Origin of the sequence: Pseudochrobactrum sp. B5 (assembly GCF_001939785.1) — a bacterium.
In the GTDB taxonomy this organism is placed as follows: domain Bacteria; phylum Pseudomonadota; class Alphaproteobacteria; order Rhizobiales; family Rhizobiaceae; genus Pseudochrobactrum; species Pseudochrobactrum saccharolyticum.
Window position 1 is genome coordinate 225,538 of the sequence record NZ_MOYL01000003.1, and the last position, 15,919, is coordinate 241,456.

12 protein-coding genes are annotated in these 15,919 nt (G+C 52.9%); all 12 read left to right on the forward strand.

Features of this window, described 5'->3' with window-relative positions:
* Positions 1-119 precede the first annotated feature (119 nt).
* Complete coding sequence (mraY, locus tag BKD14_RS11465; protein ID WP_022711362.1) at positions 120-1,202, forward strand: phospho-N-acetylmuramoyl-pentapeptide-transferase; 1,083 nt, start codon at positions 120-122, stop codon at positions 1,200-1,202.
* 226 nt (positions 1,203-1,428) lie between these two features.
* Positions 1,429-2,838, forward strand: a complete 1,410-nt coding sequence (murD, locus tag BKD14_RS11475) for a UDP-N-acetylmuramoyl-L-alanine--D-glutamate ligase (protein ID WP_075656392.1) — start codon at positions 1,429-1,431, stop codon at positions 2,836-2,838.
* Complete coding sequence (gene ftsW, locus BKD14_RS11480) at positions 2,838-3,989, forward strand: putative lipid II flippase FtsW (protein ID WP_022711365.1); 1,152 nt, start codon at positions 2,838-2,840, stop codon at positions 3,987-3,989. The genes murD and ftsW overlap by 1 nt, the downstream gene beginning before the upstream one ends.
* A 75-nt stretch (positions 3,990-4,064) precedes the next feature.
* Entirely contained in the window at positions 4,065-5,192 is a 1,128-nt protein-coding gene (gene murG / locus BKD14_RS11485; RefSeq protein WP_075656394.1) for an undecaprenyldiphospho-muramoylpentapeptide beta-N-acetylglucosaminyltransferase, read from the forward strand.
* Positions 5,189-6,595, forward strand: a complete 1,407-nt coding sequence (murC, locus tag BKD14_RS11490; protein ID WP_075656127.1) for a UDP-N-acetylmuramate--L-alanine ligase — start codon at positions 5,189-5,191, stop codon at positions 6,593-6,595. The genes murG and murC overlap by 4 nt, the downstream gene beginning before the upstream one ends.
* A 290-nt stretch (positions 6,596-6,885) precedes the next feature.
* Positions 6,886-7,851, forward strand: a complete 966-nt coding sequence (gene murB / locus BKD14_RS11495; protein WP_075656129.1) for a UDP-N-acetylmuramate dehydrogenase — start codon at positions 6,886-6,888, stop codon at positions 7,849-7,851.
* Positions 7,852-8,398: 547 nt separating this feature from the next.
* Complete coding sequence (locus tag BKD14_RS11500; RefSeq protein ID WP_075656396.1) at positions 8,399-9,325, forward strand: D-alanine--D-alanine ligase; 927 nt, start codon at positions 8,399-8,401, stop codon at positions 9,323-9,325.
* Between the two features lie 35 nt (positions 9,326-9,360).
* A complete protein-coding gene (locus BKD14_RS11505) occupies positions 9,361-10,251 on the forward strand; it encodes a cell division protein FtsQ/DivIB (protein WP_028233741.1) in 891 nt (296 codons plus the stop codon).
* Positions 10,248-11,570, forward strand: a complete 1,323-nt coding sequence (ftsA, locus tag BKD14_RS11510; RefSeq protein ID WP_022711371.1) for a cell division protein FtsA — start codon at positions 10,248-10,250, stop codon at positions 11,568-11,570. The genes BKD14_RS11505 and ftsA overlap by 4 nt, the downstream gene beginning before the upstream one ends.
* 237 nt (positions 11,571-11,807) lie before the next feature.
* Positions 11,808-13,571, forward strand: a complete 1,764-nt coding sequence (gene ftsZ / locus BKD14_RS11515; protein ID WP_075656143.1) for a cell division protein FtsZ — start codon at positions 11,808-11,810, stop codon at positions 13,569-13,571.
* A gap of 157 nt (positions 13,572-13,728) precedes the next feature.
* Positions 13,729-14,589: a UDP-3-O-acyl-N-acetylglucosamine deacetylase gene (lpxC, locus tag BKD14_RS11520; protein WP_075656145.1), complete on the forward strand. Its 861-nt coding sequence runs from the start codon at positions 13,729-13,731 to the stop codon at positions 14,587-14,589.
* 385 nt (positions 14,590-14,974) lie between these two features.
* The gene (locus BKD14_RS11525; protein ID WP_051139041.1) at positions 14,975-15,811 is read left to right on the forward strand and encodes an outer membrane protein assembly factor BamD; all 837 of its coding nucleotides are present in this window, start codon (positions 14,975-14,977) and stop codon (positions 15,809-15,811) included.
* Positions 15,812-15,919 lie beyond the last annotated feature (108 nt).

Genomic DNA, 15,919 nt, shown 5'->3' on the forward strand with positions numbered 1-15,919 from the left:
CCGGATTTTCCATATACAGTCATAGCTGACTGCTAAAGAATAACAGGAACTAAGCACTGCATTTCTTGTGTAATGCGATGTGTTAAAGTGCCGATACCGACCTGAAGGGCATTCACCCGATGCTGATGTTATTAGCCAATGCTGCGGATCATCTGTCGTTTTTCAACGTATTCCGCTATATTACTTTCCGCACCGGCGGTGCACTGATTACATCAGCTTTGCTGGTCTTCTTACTTGGGCCACGCATTATTGACAGTCTGCGCGTCCGGCAGGGGCGTGGTCAGCCGATCCGTGCTGACGGCCCGCAGACTCACTTCAAAAAAGCCGGTACGCCGACCATGGGCGGTTTGATGATCCTGTTCGGAACATTGGCTTCGGTCATGCTCTGGGGCAATCTCAAAAGCGTTTATGTCTGGGTTGTGCTGCTGGTAACAATCAGCTTCGGTGCTATCGGTTTCTACGATGACTATCTGAAAGTGACAAAACAGTCGGATAAAGGTTTTTCCGGCAAGGCGCGTCTCGGACTTGAGTTCATCATTGCTGCAATTGCTGCCTATGTCATCATGCGCACCGGTCAGGAGCCGTTTTCGTCCTCGCTGACATTCCCGTTCCTGAAAGGCATGTTGCTGGATCTGAGCTGGTTCTTCATTCCTTTTGCCGCTTTTGTCATGGTTGGTTCCGGTAATGCGGTCAACTTTACCGATGGTCTTGATGGGCTGGCGATTGTGCCGGTGATGGTTGCCGCGGCTTCTTTCGGCTTTATTGCTTATCTGTCGGGTAACGCGATTTTTGCTGATTACCTGCAAATCCATTTTGTGCCGGGCACCGGTGAGCTGGCTGTTATTCTTGGTGCGGTTATTGGTGCCGGTCTGGGCTTCCTCTGGTTCAACGCTCCGCCTGCCGCGATCTTTATGGGTGATACCGGTTCGCTTGCGCTGGGCGGTATGCTGGGTGCGGTTGCGGTTGCGACCAAGCACGAAATCGTGCTGGCAATCATCGGCGGCCTGTTCGTTATGGAAGCATTGTCGGTGATTATTCAGGTCGGCTGGTTCAAGCTGACCGGCAAGCGTGTGTTCCTGATGGCACCTATCCATCACCATTTTGAGAAAAAAGGCTGGACTGAGAGTCAGGTGGTTATCCGCTTCTGGATCATCGCGATTATTCTGGCGATGATCGGTCTTTCAACGCTGAAACTGCGTTAAAACTGAAAACAGATGAGCTGCCCGTAGAGCATTTCCAGTTTTGATTGAATCAGGAGAAATGCTCTATCTCTTTGTTTTACGCATCTCCTGACGCAAAACCGGTTCCCACTTTTGCTGGAGATGCTTTTAGTGGCAGCTTCATTGTTTATAAAGATGCCGGAGCGATAATCCGGCGAAGTTGTTTTTACATTATTGACTGAACGCATTGTCGACTGGCGGCCTGATCATGATCCCAACCCTGACCCTCAAAGATAAGACTGTTGCGCTATTTGGCCTTGGTGGTTCCGGTATTGCAACGGCGAAAGCTATGATCGCCGGCGGCGTGAAGGTTGTGGCATGGGATGACAACCCGGACAGTGTTACCCGTGCGGTAGCGGAAGGCATTTTCACACAGAATTTGCGCGAGGCAGACTGGTCAGGTTTCAGTGCATTTATCCTCTCTCCCGGCGTGCCGCTGACCCATCCGCAGCCGCATTGGAGCGCGGAACTGGCACATCAGGCGCAGGTGCCGGTTATCGGTGATGTCGAACTGTTTTGTCGTGAGCGTAATGCAGTGCTGGCTGCAGGCGATGATGTGCCATTTGTCGCCATTACCGGCACCAATGGCAAATCCACCACAACCGCGCTGATTGCCCATATTATCAAAGCCTCAGGCCGTGATATGCAGCTCGGCGGCAATATCGGTACTGCTGTATTGTCGCTTGAAGTACCGGCAGATGGCCGTAATTATGTGGTTGAATGTTCGTCCTATCAGATTGATCTGGCGCCTTCGCTCAATCCCACTGCTGGTATTTTGCTGAACCTGACGCCCGATCACCTCGACCGTCACGGCACGATGGAAAATTATGCGGCCATTAAAGAACGTCTGGTTGCAGGCAGTGATACGGCGATTGTCGCCATTGATGATGCTTATTGTGTTGCCATTGCTGACCGGCTGGAAAAAGCTGGCAAAAAGCTGATCCGTTTTTCCAAAGATCAGGTTTTGCAGGACGGTTATTATGCGCAGGGCGCACAGATTTATCGTGCACAGAATGGTAAGGCTGAATTGCTGTTGTCGCTGGAGGGCATCGGTTCTCTGCGCGGTGCGCATAATGCACAAAATGCTTTGGCCGCAATCATCGCCTGCCTGACTGTCGGTCTGAGCCTTGACCAGATCCGCGCCGGTCTGCGCAGTTTTCCGGGGCTTGCTCATCGTATGGAGCAGGTCGGCCATCAGGGTAAAACCCTGTTTATTAATGATTCAAAGGCAACCAATGCGGAAGCAACTGCGCCCGCGCTGTCGTCTTTCCCGCAACTTTACTGGATTGCGGGCGGGCTGCCGAAAAGCGGCGGCATTGAAAGTCTGCGCACCTTCTTCCCGCGCATTACCAAAGCCTATCTGATCGGTGAAGCGGCAGCGCAATTTGCGGCCACTCTGGGCAATGATGTGCCGTTTGAAATCAGCCATACGCTGGATGCCGCGATTGATCATGCAGCCTTGGATGCGGCACAGGATGCGGCTGATGAGCCGGTTGTGCTGTTGTCACCGGCCTGTGCCAGCTTTGACCAGTTTCCGAACTTTGAAAAGCGCGGCGCAGCATTCCGCGATAAAGTTATGACGCTGCAGGGATTTGCACCGATCGGGAGGGCAGATTGATGGTTAGCCGCGTAGACAGAGGCCCTGTCGCCAATTGGTGGTGGACGATTGACCGTTATTTTCTGGCTGCCTGTCTGGCACTGATGGGGCTTGGTATTTTGCTGTCTTACGCCGCCAGTCCTGCGGTGGCGGAGCGTATTGGTCTCGACAGCTTTCACTTTGTTGAGCGCCAGATCTTTTTCATGATCCCTGCGCTGATCGCTATGATCGGTACGTCATTTCTCAGCCCGCGTCTGGTGCGCCGTTTTGCATTGGCTCTGCTTGGTATTTCTCTGTTGCTGATGGTTGCAGCCCTGTTTTTCGGGATTGAAGTCAAAGGTGCGCGGCGCTGGGTCTCTCTGGCCGGAGTTTCCATCCAGCCGTCCGAGTTTATGAAGCCTGCTTTTGTGGTGATTTGTGCATGGTTGTTCTCCGAACAGGAGCGCAGCGGCGATATGCCGGGCAGTTTCATGGCGCTTATCCTGTTCGGTCTGGTTGCAACACTGCTGATGGCACAGCCGGATTTCGGGCAAACCACGCTGACCGCTGTGAGCTGGGGCGCTATGTTCTTTCTGGCGGGCATGTCATGGATGTGGATTGTCGTCTTTGGTGGCGGTGCAGTCGTGCTGGGCTTGGGTGCCTATACATTCCTTCCCCATGTGGCGGGTCGTATTGACCGCTTTATGACCGGTGAAGGTGATACGTTTCAGGTTGATACCGGCCGCGAAGCGATTATCAGCGGCGGCTGGTTCGGGCAGGGGCCAGGTGAAGGCACGATTAAACGTATTATTCCTGACAGCCATACGGACTTTATTTTCTCGGTGGCTGCGGAAGAATACGGCATTATCCTGTGTATTCTGATTATGCTGCTATTCGCCTTTATCGTTATTCGCGGGCTTGTTGTTGCCATGAGAGAGCGTGATGCTTTCTCGCGCCTGGCAATTTCCGGCATTGTGATTTTGTTCGGCTTCCAGTCGATCATCAATATGGCTGTGAACCTGCATCTGATGCCTGCCAAGGGGATGACACTGCCGTTTATTTCCTATGGCGGTTCATCGCTGGTGGCAATTGCAATTACGATGGGTTTCCTGCTGGCGCTGACACGTCAAAATCCTGAGCGCCGTATGTCTGCCTCGCTGAAAGGTGCAGGCGAACGTATTCCTGTGCTTTAAACTATAAGACGAATTGCGCAGTTCCGGAGAATGATTATTCGGGACTGCCTGTTAAAAAATACAGAACGGATGATGATGACAAAAGGTGTTATCGTTTTGGCAGCGGGTGGTACCGGCGGGCATTTATTTCCTGCTGAGGCGCTCGCGCATGAACTGACAAATGACGGTTATGATGTGCATCTGGTGACGGATAAACGTGCGCAGCGTTTTGTTTCCGGTTTTGATGAAAACCATGTCCATGTCGTGCGCTCCGCAACCATTGCCGGTAAAAATCCGATTGCACTGGCGAAGACATTTTACAGCCTGTGGCAGGGCAATCTCGATTGCCGCAAGCTTTTCCGCCGTCTGAACCCAAAACTGGTTGTTGGTTTCGGTGGCTATCCGACCCTGCCGCCGCTCTATGCGGCATCGCGCATGAATATTCCGACCATTATCCATGAGCAGAATGCGGTGATGGGACGTGCCAATAAAGGCCTGTCCGCCCGCGTGACAGCGATTGCCGGTGGTTTCTTGTCGGCAGAGAGCGGTGCTCATGCGGCTAAAACGGTGCAGACAGGCAATCCGGTGCGCCCGAGCGTTATGGCGCAGACCAATGTGGCTTATAAGCCTTCTGCAGAGCCGGATGTTTTCCGCTTGCTGGTTTTTGGCGGCAGTCAGGGCGCGCAGTATTTTTCTACTGTGGTGCCTGCCGCGATTGCTCTGCTTGAGATTGACGAGCGTGAAAGACTGTTTGTCACTCAGCAGGCACGCCCTGAAGATGAAGTGATTTGCCGTAAAGCCTATGAAAAGCTCGGCGTTAAAGCGCAGGTCGCGCCTTTCTTCGGCAATTTGCCGGAGATGATGGCGCAGGCGCATTTCGTTCTCTCCCGCTCCGGCGCTTCTACCGTTTCTGAAATCGCTGCTATCGGCCGTCCGAGCCTGCTGGTGCCGTTTCCGTTTGCGCTTGACCACGATCAGGCTGCCAATGCTGAAGCGCTGGCAAAAGCCGGTGGTGGCGAGGTTATCCGTCAGGCAGAACTGAAACCGGAAAAACTGGCAAAAATCCTGATTGCAGCGCTGAATGAGCCGCAACGGCTGGCAGATATGGCAGCACGGGCAAAAAGTTCCGGTCGTCCTGATGCAACACGGTTGCTTGCTGATCTTGTCGAGGCTATTGCAGCAGGATTGTCTGTTTCTGATTATAAGCAAGGAAAACGCGTATGAAAATGCCTCTGAATATTGGTCTGGTTCATTTTATCGGGATCGGCGGCATTGGCATGAGCGGCATTGCGGAAGTGCTGCATAATCTGGGCTACAAAGTTCAGGGCTCAGATCAGGCTGACAGCGCCAATGTGCAGCGTCTGCGTGATAAAGGCATTGAGGTTTTTGTCGGTCATAAAGCTGAGAATATCGGCAAGGCTGATGTGGTGGTGGTTTCCACCGCTATTCGTCCGAATAATCCGGAGCTGGTCGAAGCGCGGGAAAATCTGCTGCCGATCGTGCGTCGTGCGGAAATGCTGGCCGAGCTGATGCGCTTCCGTCAGGCAATTGCCATCGGCGGTACCCATGGCAAAACCACCACGACCTCGATGGTTGCAACGCTTCTGGAAGCCGGTCATCTGGACCCGACCGTCATCAATGGCGGTATCATTAATGCCTATGGCACCAATGCCCGTATGGGGGAGGGTGAGTGGATGGTGGTTGAGGCCGACGAGAGCGACGGTACTTTTCTGAAGCTGCCTGCGGATATTGCGGTTATTACCAATATTGATCCTGAGCATCTCGACCATTACGGCTCGTTCGATAATGTACGCGCAGCTTTCCGCCAGTTTGTTGAGAATGTGCCATTCTATGGTTTCGGCGTTATGTGCCTTGACCATCCGGAAGTGCAGGCACTTGTCAGCCGTATCGAAGACCGCCGCGTGATCACCTATGGTGAGAATCCGCAGGCCGATGTGCGTTTCTCCAACCATCATATGGATGGTGCCGTATCTGTTTTTGACGTTGTCATTCGTGACCGCAAGGGCGAAGTCGTCGAGATCAAGGATCTGCGTCTGCCGATGCCAGGTCGTCATAATGTGTCCAATGCGACTGCGGCCATTGCTGTTGCGCATGAGCTTGGTCTGACTGCTGATGATATCCGCAAAGGCCTGTCGGGCTTTGGTGGTGTTAAGCGTCGCTTTACCCATACCGGTTCGTGGAACGGCGTTGAAATCTTTGACGATTACGGCCACCATCCGGTGGAAATCAAAGCTGTGCTGAGAGCTGCCCGTGAGGCCGCGCCGAAGCGCGTGATTGCGATTGCCCAGCCGCACCGCTTTACGCGTCTGGCGAGCCTGTTCGACGATTTCTCCACCTGCTTCAATGATGCGGATACAGTGATGATTGCGCCGGTTTATACCGCTGGTGAAGATCCGATTGAGGGCGTGACCTCGGAAGCCTTGGTCAGCAAGATCAAAACTGCCGGTCACCGCGATGCACGCTATCTGGAAGACCCTGCGCATTTGCCTGAAGCGATTAAAGCACTGGCACAGGAAGGCGATTTTGTCGTGTTCCTCGGTGCCGGTAATATCACGCAATGGGCATATGCATTGCCTAAGCAATTAGGTGGTACAAGCGCAGCCTGAGTGTCCGATCCAAAAGTCGCCCGACTTGGCTGCAAATGGCAATTTTCTCCGCTTCCGTACTCACGTACAATATGTACGCTCCGTTCGGATGCTCTAAAATCACCATTTTCGCTTGCGTCTGCCGCTTTTTGATTCAGACACTGAAATGTAGCGGACTTAAAAAAATACCGGTACGGGTCAGGGATAATGCCTTGATCCTGCCGCCTTTCTCCTGACCTTATCCGAATTGTTGCGATGCTTATAATCCGGAAAATTTGAAGTCCGGATCGATTTAAGAGAGATGGTTGAAAATGGCTGTAAAGCTTGATGGTGAAGCGCTGTTAAAGCAGCTTGAGAAACCTTTGTCCGGTATTCGCGGACGCCTGACACCAAATTCCGGCATGGATAAGATCACATGGTTTCGTGCCGGTGGCCCTGCGGAAGTTTTGTTTCAGCCTGCCGATGAAGAAGATTTGGCAATTTTTCTGCAAAATGTGCCGGAAGAAATTCCGGTGATGACTGTCGGTATCGGCTCAAATCTGCTGGTGCGTGAAGGCGGTATTCCGGGCTTTGTGGTGCGTTTGTCTGCCAAAGGCTTCGGCGAGGTTAAGCAAGTGTCGGAAACCCAATTATGGGCTGGTACTGCGACACCTGACAAGCGCGTAGCTGCGGCTGCGCTTGAAGCTGAAATCGCCGGTTTCCATTTCTATCACGGTATTCCGGGCGGCATCGGCGGTGCATTGCGTATGAATGCCGGTGCCAATGGTGTTGAAACCTGTGAACGTGTTGTGGAAGTGCGTGCGCTCGACCGTAAAGGTCATCTGCATATTTTGAGCAATGCGGATATGGGCTATGCCTATCGCCATTGTTCTGCGCCGAAAGACCTGATTTTCACCAGTGCGCTGTTTGAGGGACCGCGCGGCGAAGCGGCTGCAATCCGCGCTGCCATGGATGAAGTGCAGAACCATCGTGAGACTGTGCAGCCGATCCGCGAGAAGACCGGCGGCTCAACTTTCAAAAATCCTGAAGGCACATCTTCGTGGAAAGAGATCGATAAAGCCGGTTGCCGTGGTTTCACTGTCGGCGGTGCGCATATGTCGAATATGCACTGCAATTTCATGATTAATGGCGATAATGCCACCGGTTATGATCTGGAGCTGCTGGGCGAGACTGTGCGCAATAAAGTGCGTGCGAATTCCGGTATTAATCTCCATTGGGAAATCCGTCGTCTCGGCCAGTTCCTCGAAGGACGCGAAGTCACCGAATTTCTCGATTAATCTTTTGCGCTTTTGCATTGATCGTTCTGTTTTTGGGAAGGCCGCTGAAGTTCTGTAAAATCACCGCTGTTTTCTCTGATTTGGGAGGGCGGCGGTGATTTGTTTTTGAGGGGCGTTTTACGCGGTTTTGCGGGTGATTTGCCCCTGTCAAGAGTCCTGTCTTTGCATTTTGCTAAAATAAATTTCCGCGCAAACTAATTATCAAAAAACCATAATAAATCAGTAGTTTCACCCGAATCTGATTCGGATCTTGCAGGTGTAATTTTTTGTAAGGGCTTGCCATAGAATCAACTCTCTGATTCTTATAGTGAACAAGCGTTAGTGATTTGGGTCGGCAAGTTAATTTTGCCTTGGGGTTCTGCGGAAATCTTCCGCCGGAGCGCTGTATGATTGTCTGAATTTTGGTTCAGTTTTTTGATTGTGCGGCGTGCCAGGGAATATTTTTAATGTGTTTTGCGTGTCTGTTCGACATGCGGCTCAGCTCCGGCGGGCTCAGAGTTTTTGTTTTATGTGTATCAGCGTTGCTGGCAGAGGGGACATGGTTAAAATGACAGGTAAACATGTTGCTGTCTTGATGGGCGGGTTTTCATCGGAGCGTCCGGTCAGTCTTTCCTCGGGTGCTGCCTGCGCCAAAGCGCTTGAAGAGCAGGGCTATCGTGTGACGCGTGTTGATGTCGGCCGCGATGTGGCTGCTGTGCTTGCTGAATTGAAGCCTGATGTTGCGTTTAACGCATTGCACGGTCCTTTTGGTGAAGACGGTGCCATTCAGGGTATTCTCGAATATCTGCAAATTCCTTACACGCATTCCGGTGTGCTGGCCTCGGCGCTGGCAATGGATAAAGGTCGCGCCAAGCTTGTTGCCGGTGCTGCCGGTGTGGCTATTGCACCATCGCGCGTGATGAATCGTTTTGATATCGGTAATCAGCATCCGATGCAGCCGCCTTATGTGGTGAAGCCGGTGCGTGAAGGTTCCAGCTTCGGCGTGGTGATCGTGCGCGAAGGGCAGAGTGCTCCGCCGCAGATTCTCGGCTCGGATGAATGGAAATACGGCGATGAGGTTATGGTCGAGCGCTATGTCGCCGGACGTGAATTAACCTGCGCTGTAATGGGCGATCGTGCCCTTGGTGTGTGTGAAATCATTCCGCTGGCACATTCCTTCTACGATTATGACTCAAAATATGCAGATGGTGGCTCGCGACATGAATGTCCTGCGAAAATTTCACCAAATATTTACCAAAAAATACAAATAATGGCACTTCAGGCACATCAGGCAATCGGATGTCGCGGCGTGAGTCGTTCCGATTTCCGTTTTGATGAGAACGGCTCCGGTGACGGTGAGCTGATCTGGCTTGAAGTGAATACGCAGCCGGGCATGACGCCGACCTCTCTGGTGCCGGATATTGCCAAGGCTGAAGGGTATTCATTCGGTGAGTTGTTGAGCTGGATGGTGGAGGATGCCTCGTGCATGCGATAAAGGCGAGATCTGACAGAAGTAATCGTGATGCGATGATGTCCCGTACATCACTTTCGCACGGTGGTGCTTTTGTTCTTCCGCGTTTTCTGCGCAAGCCTTTCCGTATTGCCTCGCGCCTGTTCGGCGGCGGGGTAAATGTTCCGCGTTATGCGGGCACTTTCGGCATGATCGGTTTTCTGAGTGCGACCGGTATTTACGGTATGGTCATCGGTAACCATACACATGAGGTTGTGAAAGCAACGGCATCAACTTTCGGTTTTGCAATCGAGAAGGTGAGCGTTGCCGGTAATAATGAAACCTCTGAAATTGATATTCTTGAAAAGCTCGGACTGGACGGAGAGACATCTCTGATCGGTTTCAATGCGGATGAGGCACGTCAGGCGATTGAAACCTTGCCTTGGGTGGCCGGTGTTGAAATCCGCAAAGTCTATCCGGGTTCTGTTGTGGTTTCTCTGCAGGAGCGTAAGGCATTTGCAGTCTGGCAGTCCGGCCGTGATTTGCTGCTGGTGGATGAAGAAGGCAAGCCGATCGTTCCGCTGAACGGTTCCCGTTATGCCTCGCTGCCGCTGGTGGTGGGTGAAGGTGCGCAGAAGCGCGGTAAGGCTTTTATTGAAACAGTCGCAGCCTATCCTGATCTGGCCGCCAAGGTGCGTGCCTATGCGCGGGTTTCTGACCGCCGCTGGGATCTGCTGTTTGATAATGGTGTGCGGGTTTTGTTGCCTGAGCAGGATGTAAAGCGTGCTCTGGCAGAGGTTGAAACCCTGCAGCGGACTAAAAATATTCTTGGTCGGGATATTCTCAGCCTCGACATGCGTCTGGATGACCGTGTGACTGTACAGCTCACACCGACCGGCATGGAAAGCCGTGAGAAAATGCTGAAAGACCGTGAAAAAGCTGCCAAAGCGGCAGCGGGTAGGCGCGTATGAGTATCTGGTCTGCAAAAAACACTTCCGGTTCTTCCTCTTCAGGTCGCCGCACGCGGCTTCTGACAGTGCTTGATGTCGGATCGAGCAAGGTTTCCTGTGTGATTGCGCGTCTGCGTCCGCGGGATGAAAGCGCGTTTCTGCCGGGCCGTACGCATCGTATGGATGTGCTGGGTATCGGCTATCAGAAATCCCGCGGTGTTAAATCCGGTGTGGTGATTGATCTGGATGCGGCTGAGCAGTCGATCCGTCTGGCCGTTGATGCGGCTGAACGTATGGCCGGTCTGACCGTTGAATCGCTGATCGTCAATATTTCTTCCGGTCGCCTGAAAAGCGAAACCTTCAATGCGAGCATTGATCTGGGCGGCCATGAAGTAGAGAAAACCGATATCCGCCGTGTGCTTGCTGCCGGTGCCAAACAGGCGCTGCAGGCTGAGCGTCATCTGGTTCACTCGCTGCCGATTGGTTACACGCTCGACAGTGAACGCGGTATCCGCGATCCGATGGGTATGCTGGGTGATTCACTCGGCGTTGATATGCATGTACTGACCGCAGACAGCGCACCTTTGCGCAATCTCGAATTGTGCATCAATCGCTGCCATCTCTCGGTTGAAGCGATTGTCGCCACCCCTTATGCGAGCGGTCTGGCGGCTCTGGTGGATGATGAAGCGGAAATGGGCGCGGCCTGTATTGATATGGGCGGCGGCACCACAACGATTTCCGTATTCTCGGAAGGCAAATTTATCCATGCTGACGCCATTGCCATTGGCGGTATGCATGTAACAATGGATGTGGCACGCGGGTTCTCCACCCGTATGGAAGATGCTGAACGTCTCAAGGTTATGTATGGCTCGGCGCTGCCAAGCGCTGCCGATGACCGCGATCTGATCAGCGTTCCGCCGATCGGCGATGACGATCGTGATGTGCCGAACCAGTATCCGCGTTCAGTTCTCACCCGTATCATTCGTGCCCGTGTTGAAGAAACACTGGAGCTGGTTCGTGACCGGCTGAATGCTTCGGGGCTGGGCCATATTGTCGGTAAGCGTGTTGTGCTGACAGGTGGCGCAAGCCAGCTGACCGGTATGCCGGAAGTTGCCCGCCGCATTCTGGCGCGCAATGTCCGTATCGGGCGGCCTTTAGGAATTGCGGGATTGCCGGAAGCTGCAAAAGGTTCGGCATTCTCGGCAACAGTAGGCCTGCTGATTTATCCGCAGGTAGCAGGCATTGAAGAACGGTCTGTTCGTGCTGCCTCCGGTGGTCGTCTTATCGGCTCCGGCGGACGTATTTCACGGGTCGGCCAATGGCTGAAAACAAGTTTTTAGTAAGAAAGAGCTGCAGCTTTCCTGAGGAGTAAAATTGAAGGAAAGCAGTTTTGAAACAAGGGTTTGAGATTTTTTATTTCTGACCCGATTACACTCTGGGCTTTTTGCCAAATCATGGTAAATGACCGGATAATTTCAAAATGATAACGCGGTTCCTTCCGGGGTATGCGTACAAAAAATAAATCAGAATACGGCACCGCGGCGGCGAAGCGGTGAAAGGCAAAAGGAACGAAACTGATGACAATCAATCTGCAAAAGCCGGATATCACCGAGCTGAAGCCGCGCATCACCGTTTTCGGTGTGGGCGGGGGTGGCGGTAACGCTGTCAACAACATGATTAACGCCGGTTTGCGTGGCGTAAATTTTGTTGTGGCCAATACCGACGCCCAGGCTCTGACTATGTCCAAGTCTGAACGTATTATTCAGCTCGGTGCAGCTGTGACCGAAGGTCTGGGTGCAGGTTCGCAGCCGGAAGTCGGCCGCGCAGCCGCTGAAGAGTGCATTGATGAAATCATCGATCACCTGAACGGCACACATATGTGCTTTGTAACCGCCGGTATGGGCGGTGGTACAGGTACCGGTGCCGCGCCGGTTGTTGCCCGTGCAGCGCGCGAAAAAGGTATTCTGACCGTTGGTGTTGTCACCAAACCTTTCCACTTCGAAGGCCAGCGCCGCATGAAAACGGCTGATATGGGTATCGAAGAACTGCAGAAGAATGTCGATACTCTGATCGTCATTCCGAACCAGAACCTGTTCCGTATTGCCAATGACAAAACCACTTTTGCCGACGCTTTTGCGATGGCCGATCAGGTGCTGTATTCCGGTGTTGCCTGCATCACCGACCTGATGGTTAAAGAAGGTCTTATCAATCTTGACTTTGCTGACGTTCGCTCGGTTATGCGCGAAATGGGCAAGGCCATGATGGGCACCGGTGAAGCTTCCGGCGACGGTCGTGCGATTGCCGCTGCTGAAGCCGCTATTGCGAACCCGCTGCTGGATGAAACCTCCATGCGCGGTGCGCGCGGCCTGCTGATCTCGATCACAGGTGGCCGTGACATGACACTGTTTGAAGTTGACGAAGCTGCTACCCGTATCCGTGAAGAAGTCGATCAGGATGCTATGATCATTCTCGGCGCGACCTTCGATGAAGGTCTCGAAGGTGTGATCCGTGTTTCTGTCGTTGCTACCGGAATCGATAAGCAGATCGGAGACGCGGCGCCTGCGCCGCTGGAATTTCGCCAGCCAGCGAAACCAGTAGCTAAACCAGCTCCGCAGCCAGCCGCTCAGGCTCCTGTTCAGCAGCCTGTTGCTCAGGCTAAACCTGTTGAACACGCCGCTCCGGCTCAGCAGTCCCTGCATCTGGGTGAAGGTGAGCAGCGCTCTTATGCGCCGCCAGCCGCTACCAATGATGCTGCTTTCCAGCCGCAGAGCCGTATTTTTCAGGCACCTGCACCGGATATGATGGAAATGCGCCAGCAGCCAGCAGCTCCGCGTCCGCAGATGCAGGCTCCGGTTCAGCCGCAGATGCAGCAGCCAGCGCATAATCTGGCACCTCAGCCGCAATTCCAGCCACAGCAGCACATGGATCCGGCTCTGGCTCCGCAGCAGCCGCGTCAGGCTCCGCGTATGCCAAGCGTATCGGACTTTCCTCCGGCTGTTCAGGCGGAAATGAATGCCCGTCGCGCACCGGCTCCGCAGCCGGCACAGCAGGCACATGAAGAACGCGGTCCGCTTGGTCTGCTGCGTCGTCTGACTGCCAGCCTGTCCCGTCGTGATGATGAACAGCCGACTGCCCGTCTGGAACCGGCTCAGAAACGCGAAATGCCGGCCGCTCCGATGCAGGCTCGTGCCCCTGAACAGCGTCGTCCGCTGTCGCAGGATGCCTCGATCTACGCACCGCGCAACGGTCAGCTTGACAGTCAGGGTCGTGCACAGCCGCGCATGGCTTCTGAAGATGATCAGCTTGAAATTCCGGCGTTCCTTCGCCGTCAGGCCAACTGATCTGATAAAATACCTTTTGCTTAAATTTCACCGCGTTCTCATCAGGGACGCGGTGTTTTTTTGTTTTAAGGCTGGGGTTTTATCGGGGAACAAGATTGAGCCTTGGGGCTGAGCGTCCTATATGAAACTGGCAGATAAGACAGGAAACAGGATTGTTATGAAAACTATGCAGCAAACAATAGCCGGTTCATTCCCGCTCTCGGGATTTGGTGTGCATGGCGGCAAACCTGTTACGCTGGATATCAGTCCGGCGCCTGTGAACCACGGTATTGTTTTTATTCGTCACAATAGTGAGGGGCGGCGTGAGAGCATTCCTGCATTGTCTGCCTCGCTTGGTTCGACAACACTGAATACGTCTATCGGTTCGGCTGATTTCGGTGTCAGCACGATTGAACATTTGATGGCAGCGATTGCAGCGCTTGGCATTGATAATCTGACTATTGCAATTGACGGCCCTGAAGTGCCGATCCTCGGTGGCGGTTCGGCTGAATTTATCAGTGCATTCCGCAAGGCCGGATTAGTGAAGCAGGATGCCCCGCGTCAGTATCTGACTATTTTGAAACCCGTGCGTGTGGAAGACGGACAGAACTGGGCAGAGTTTATACCGCATAACGGTGCCCGCTATGAGGTGGAAATTGATTTTCCTGTCGCCTCTATCGGCCGCCAGTCTTTCAGCTTTGACCTTGATGCGGATGTCTTCGAGCGTGAAATCGCTAAAGCACGTACCTTCGGCTTCATGCGCGATGTAGAAAAGCTGCGCTCCATGGGACTGGCGCTTGGCTCGTCGCTGGAAAATTCCATTGCTATCGGCGATGAGGGGGAGGTGCTTAATCCTGACGGGCTGCACTATCCGGACGAATTCGTGCGCCATAAATTGCTGGATTCTGTTGGTGATCTGGCATTGGCAGGTCATCCGTTTCGTGGCCTGTTCCGCTCCTATCGCGGCGGTCATAAGCTGAACGCGCTTCTGGTAAAGGCATTGCTGGAAAAACCGGATCACTATCGGTTGGAAAGCTGAGTTTTTGTTATCTGAAGAACACAGCACACAGCTATAAATGATAATCAGGACAAATTACTCAATGATTCTTTGAGAGTCTGTTCTGTCAGCCTTAATTGAGCCGCGAACACATGCAGTGTGATGGCGGTTTGTAAGAGATTTTGCTGTTTTATGACTGTACGGGTTGAAAAAGTCGTGTCTGGCAGGCATTGCAGTCTCGAAGCCGTGCGAATAAACTTGTATTAACATTGCCGATTGTTCTCAGCTATGGTTTATGAACCCTCTGACACAGGAATGATTTGCCCATGATTTGTGTTGCCGAAACACCGGAGACAGCATGACGATTTCTAAATTCCCAGATACTGCAGCCAATGTTACTGGTGCTGAGGGTTCTCAAATTCGTAAAATGACCAAGCTGGCTATGGCGACCAGTGCTGTCGTGCTGACAATGGCGCTTGCAGGTTGTGCCTCCGGTGACAAAGATGTTGACCTGTCCAAATATGTCGAGAGCATTGATCCGGCTGACAAGCTTTATAATGAAGGTCTTGCCAATCTCGAAGCCGGACGTCTGGACGAAGCGTCGAAGAAATTCGCTGCTGTTGACCGTCAGCATCCTTACACAGAATATGCGCGCAAATCGCTGGTGATGTCCGCATTCACCAATTACCGCAAAGGTAATTATGAAGAAGCCATTTCAATGGCCAAGCGCTACAACACGCTTTATCCGACTTCGGATGAATCCGCTTATGCCTATTACATCATCGGCCTGAGCTATTTCCGTCAGATTCCGGATGTAACGCGCGATCAGGCGGCAAGCCGCCGTGCGATTGCTGCGATGCAGGAAGTTGTCGATCGTTTCCCGAAATCGGAATATGTTGAAGACGCCAAGACCAAGATCCGCTTTGCCCGCGACCAGCTCGCCGGTAAGGATATGCAGGTTGGCCGTTACTATCTTGAGCGCAAGGAATATCTCGGCGCGATCAAGCGTTTCCGCAATGTGGTTGAGGAATATTCCAACACCCGTCAGGTGGAAGAAGCGCTGGCTCGTCTGACCGAGGCTTATTTTGCACTGGGTCTGACCTCTGAAGCGCAGACTGCTGCTGCGGTTCTGGGTAAGAACTTCCCGGACAGCCCTTGGTATAAAGATTCCTATAAGCTCTTGCAGGGTGGTGGTCTTGAGCCGCGTGAAAACACCGGTTCGTGGCTTTCCAAAGCATCTTCGCTCATCACTGGCGGCGCTTAATGAAAACAGAGCAAGTTGTGATTATAAGATAATTTCAGCTTGCTCTGCTTTATTGTTTCCCCGCATTTATACGATGCCAAATGTGGCCATTTGACTGTAAAATGCTAT

What these genes read in the sequence shown, in the direction of transcription:
- mraY (WP_022711362.1), top strand. Translation starts at nt 120, where the DNA reads ATGCTGATGTTATTAGCCAATGCTGCGGATCATCTGTCGTTTTTCAAC.
- murD (WP_075656392.1), top strand. Translation starts at nt 1,429, where the DNA reads ATGATCCCAACCCTGACCCTCAAAGATAAGACTGTTGCGCTATTTGGC.
- ftsW (WP_022711365.1), top strand. Translation starts at nt 2,838, where the DNA reads ATGGTTAGCCGCGTAGACAGAGGCCCTGTCGCCAATTGGTGGTGGACG.
- murG (WP_075656394.1), top strand. Translation starts at nt 4,065, where the DNA reads ATGACAAAAGGTGTTATCGTTTTGGCAGCGGGTGGTACCGGCGGGCAT.
- murC (WP_075656127.1), top strand. Translation starts at nt 5,189, where the DNA reads ATGAAAATGCCTCTGAATATTGGTCTGGTTCATTTTATCGGGATCGGC.
- murB (WP_075656129.1), top strand. Translation starts at nt 6,886, where the DNA reads ATGGCTGTAAAGCTTGATGGTGAAGCGCTGTTAAAGCAGCTTGAGAAA.
- BKD14_RS11500 (WP_075656396.1), top strand. Translation starts at nt 8,399, where the DNA reads ATGACAGGTAAACATGTTGCTGTCTTGATGGGCGGGTTTTCATCGGAG.
- BKD14_RS11505 (WP_028233741.1), top strand. Translation starts at nt 9,361, where the DNA reads ATGTCCCGTACATCACTTTCGCACGGTGGTGCTTTTGTTCTTCCGCGT.
- ftsA (WP_022711371.1), top strand. Translation starts at nt 10,248, where the DNA reads ATGAGTATCTGGTCTGCAAAAAACACTTCCGGTTCTTCCTCTTCAGGT.
- ftsZ (WP_075656143.1), top strand. Translation starts at nt 11,808, where the DNA reads ATGACAATCAATCTGCAAAAGCCGGATATCACCGAGCTGAAGCCGCGC.
- lpxC (WP_075656145.1), top strand. Translation starts at nt 13,729, where the DNA reads ATGAAAACTATGCAGCAAACAATAGCCGGTTCATTCCCGCTCTCGGGA.
- BKD14_RS11525 (WP_051139041.1), top strand. Translation starts at nt 14,975, where the DNA reads ATGACCAAGCTGGCTATGGCGACCAGTGCTGTCGTGCTGACAATGGCG.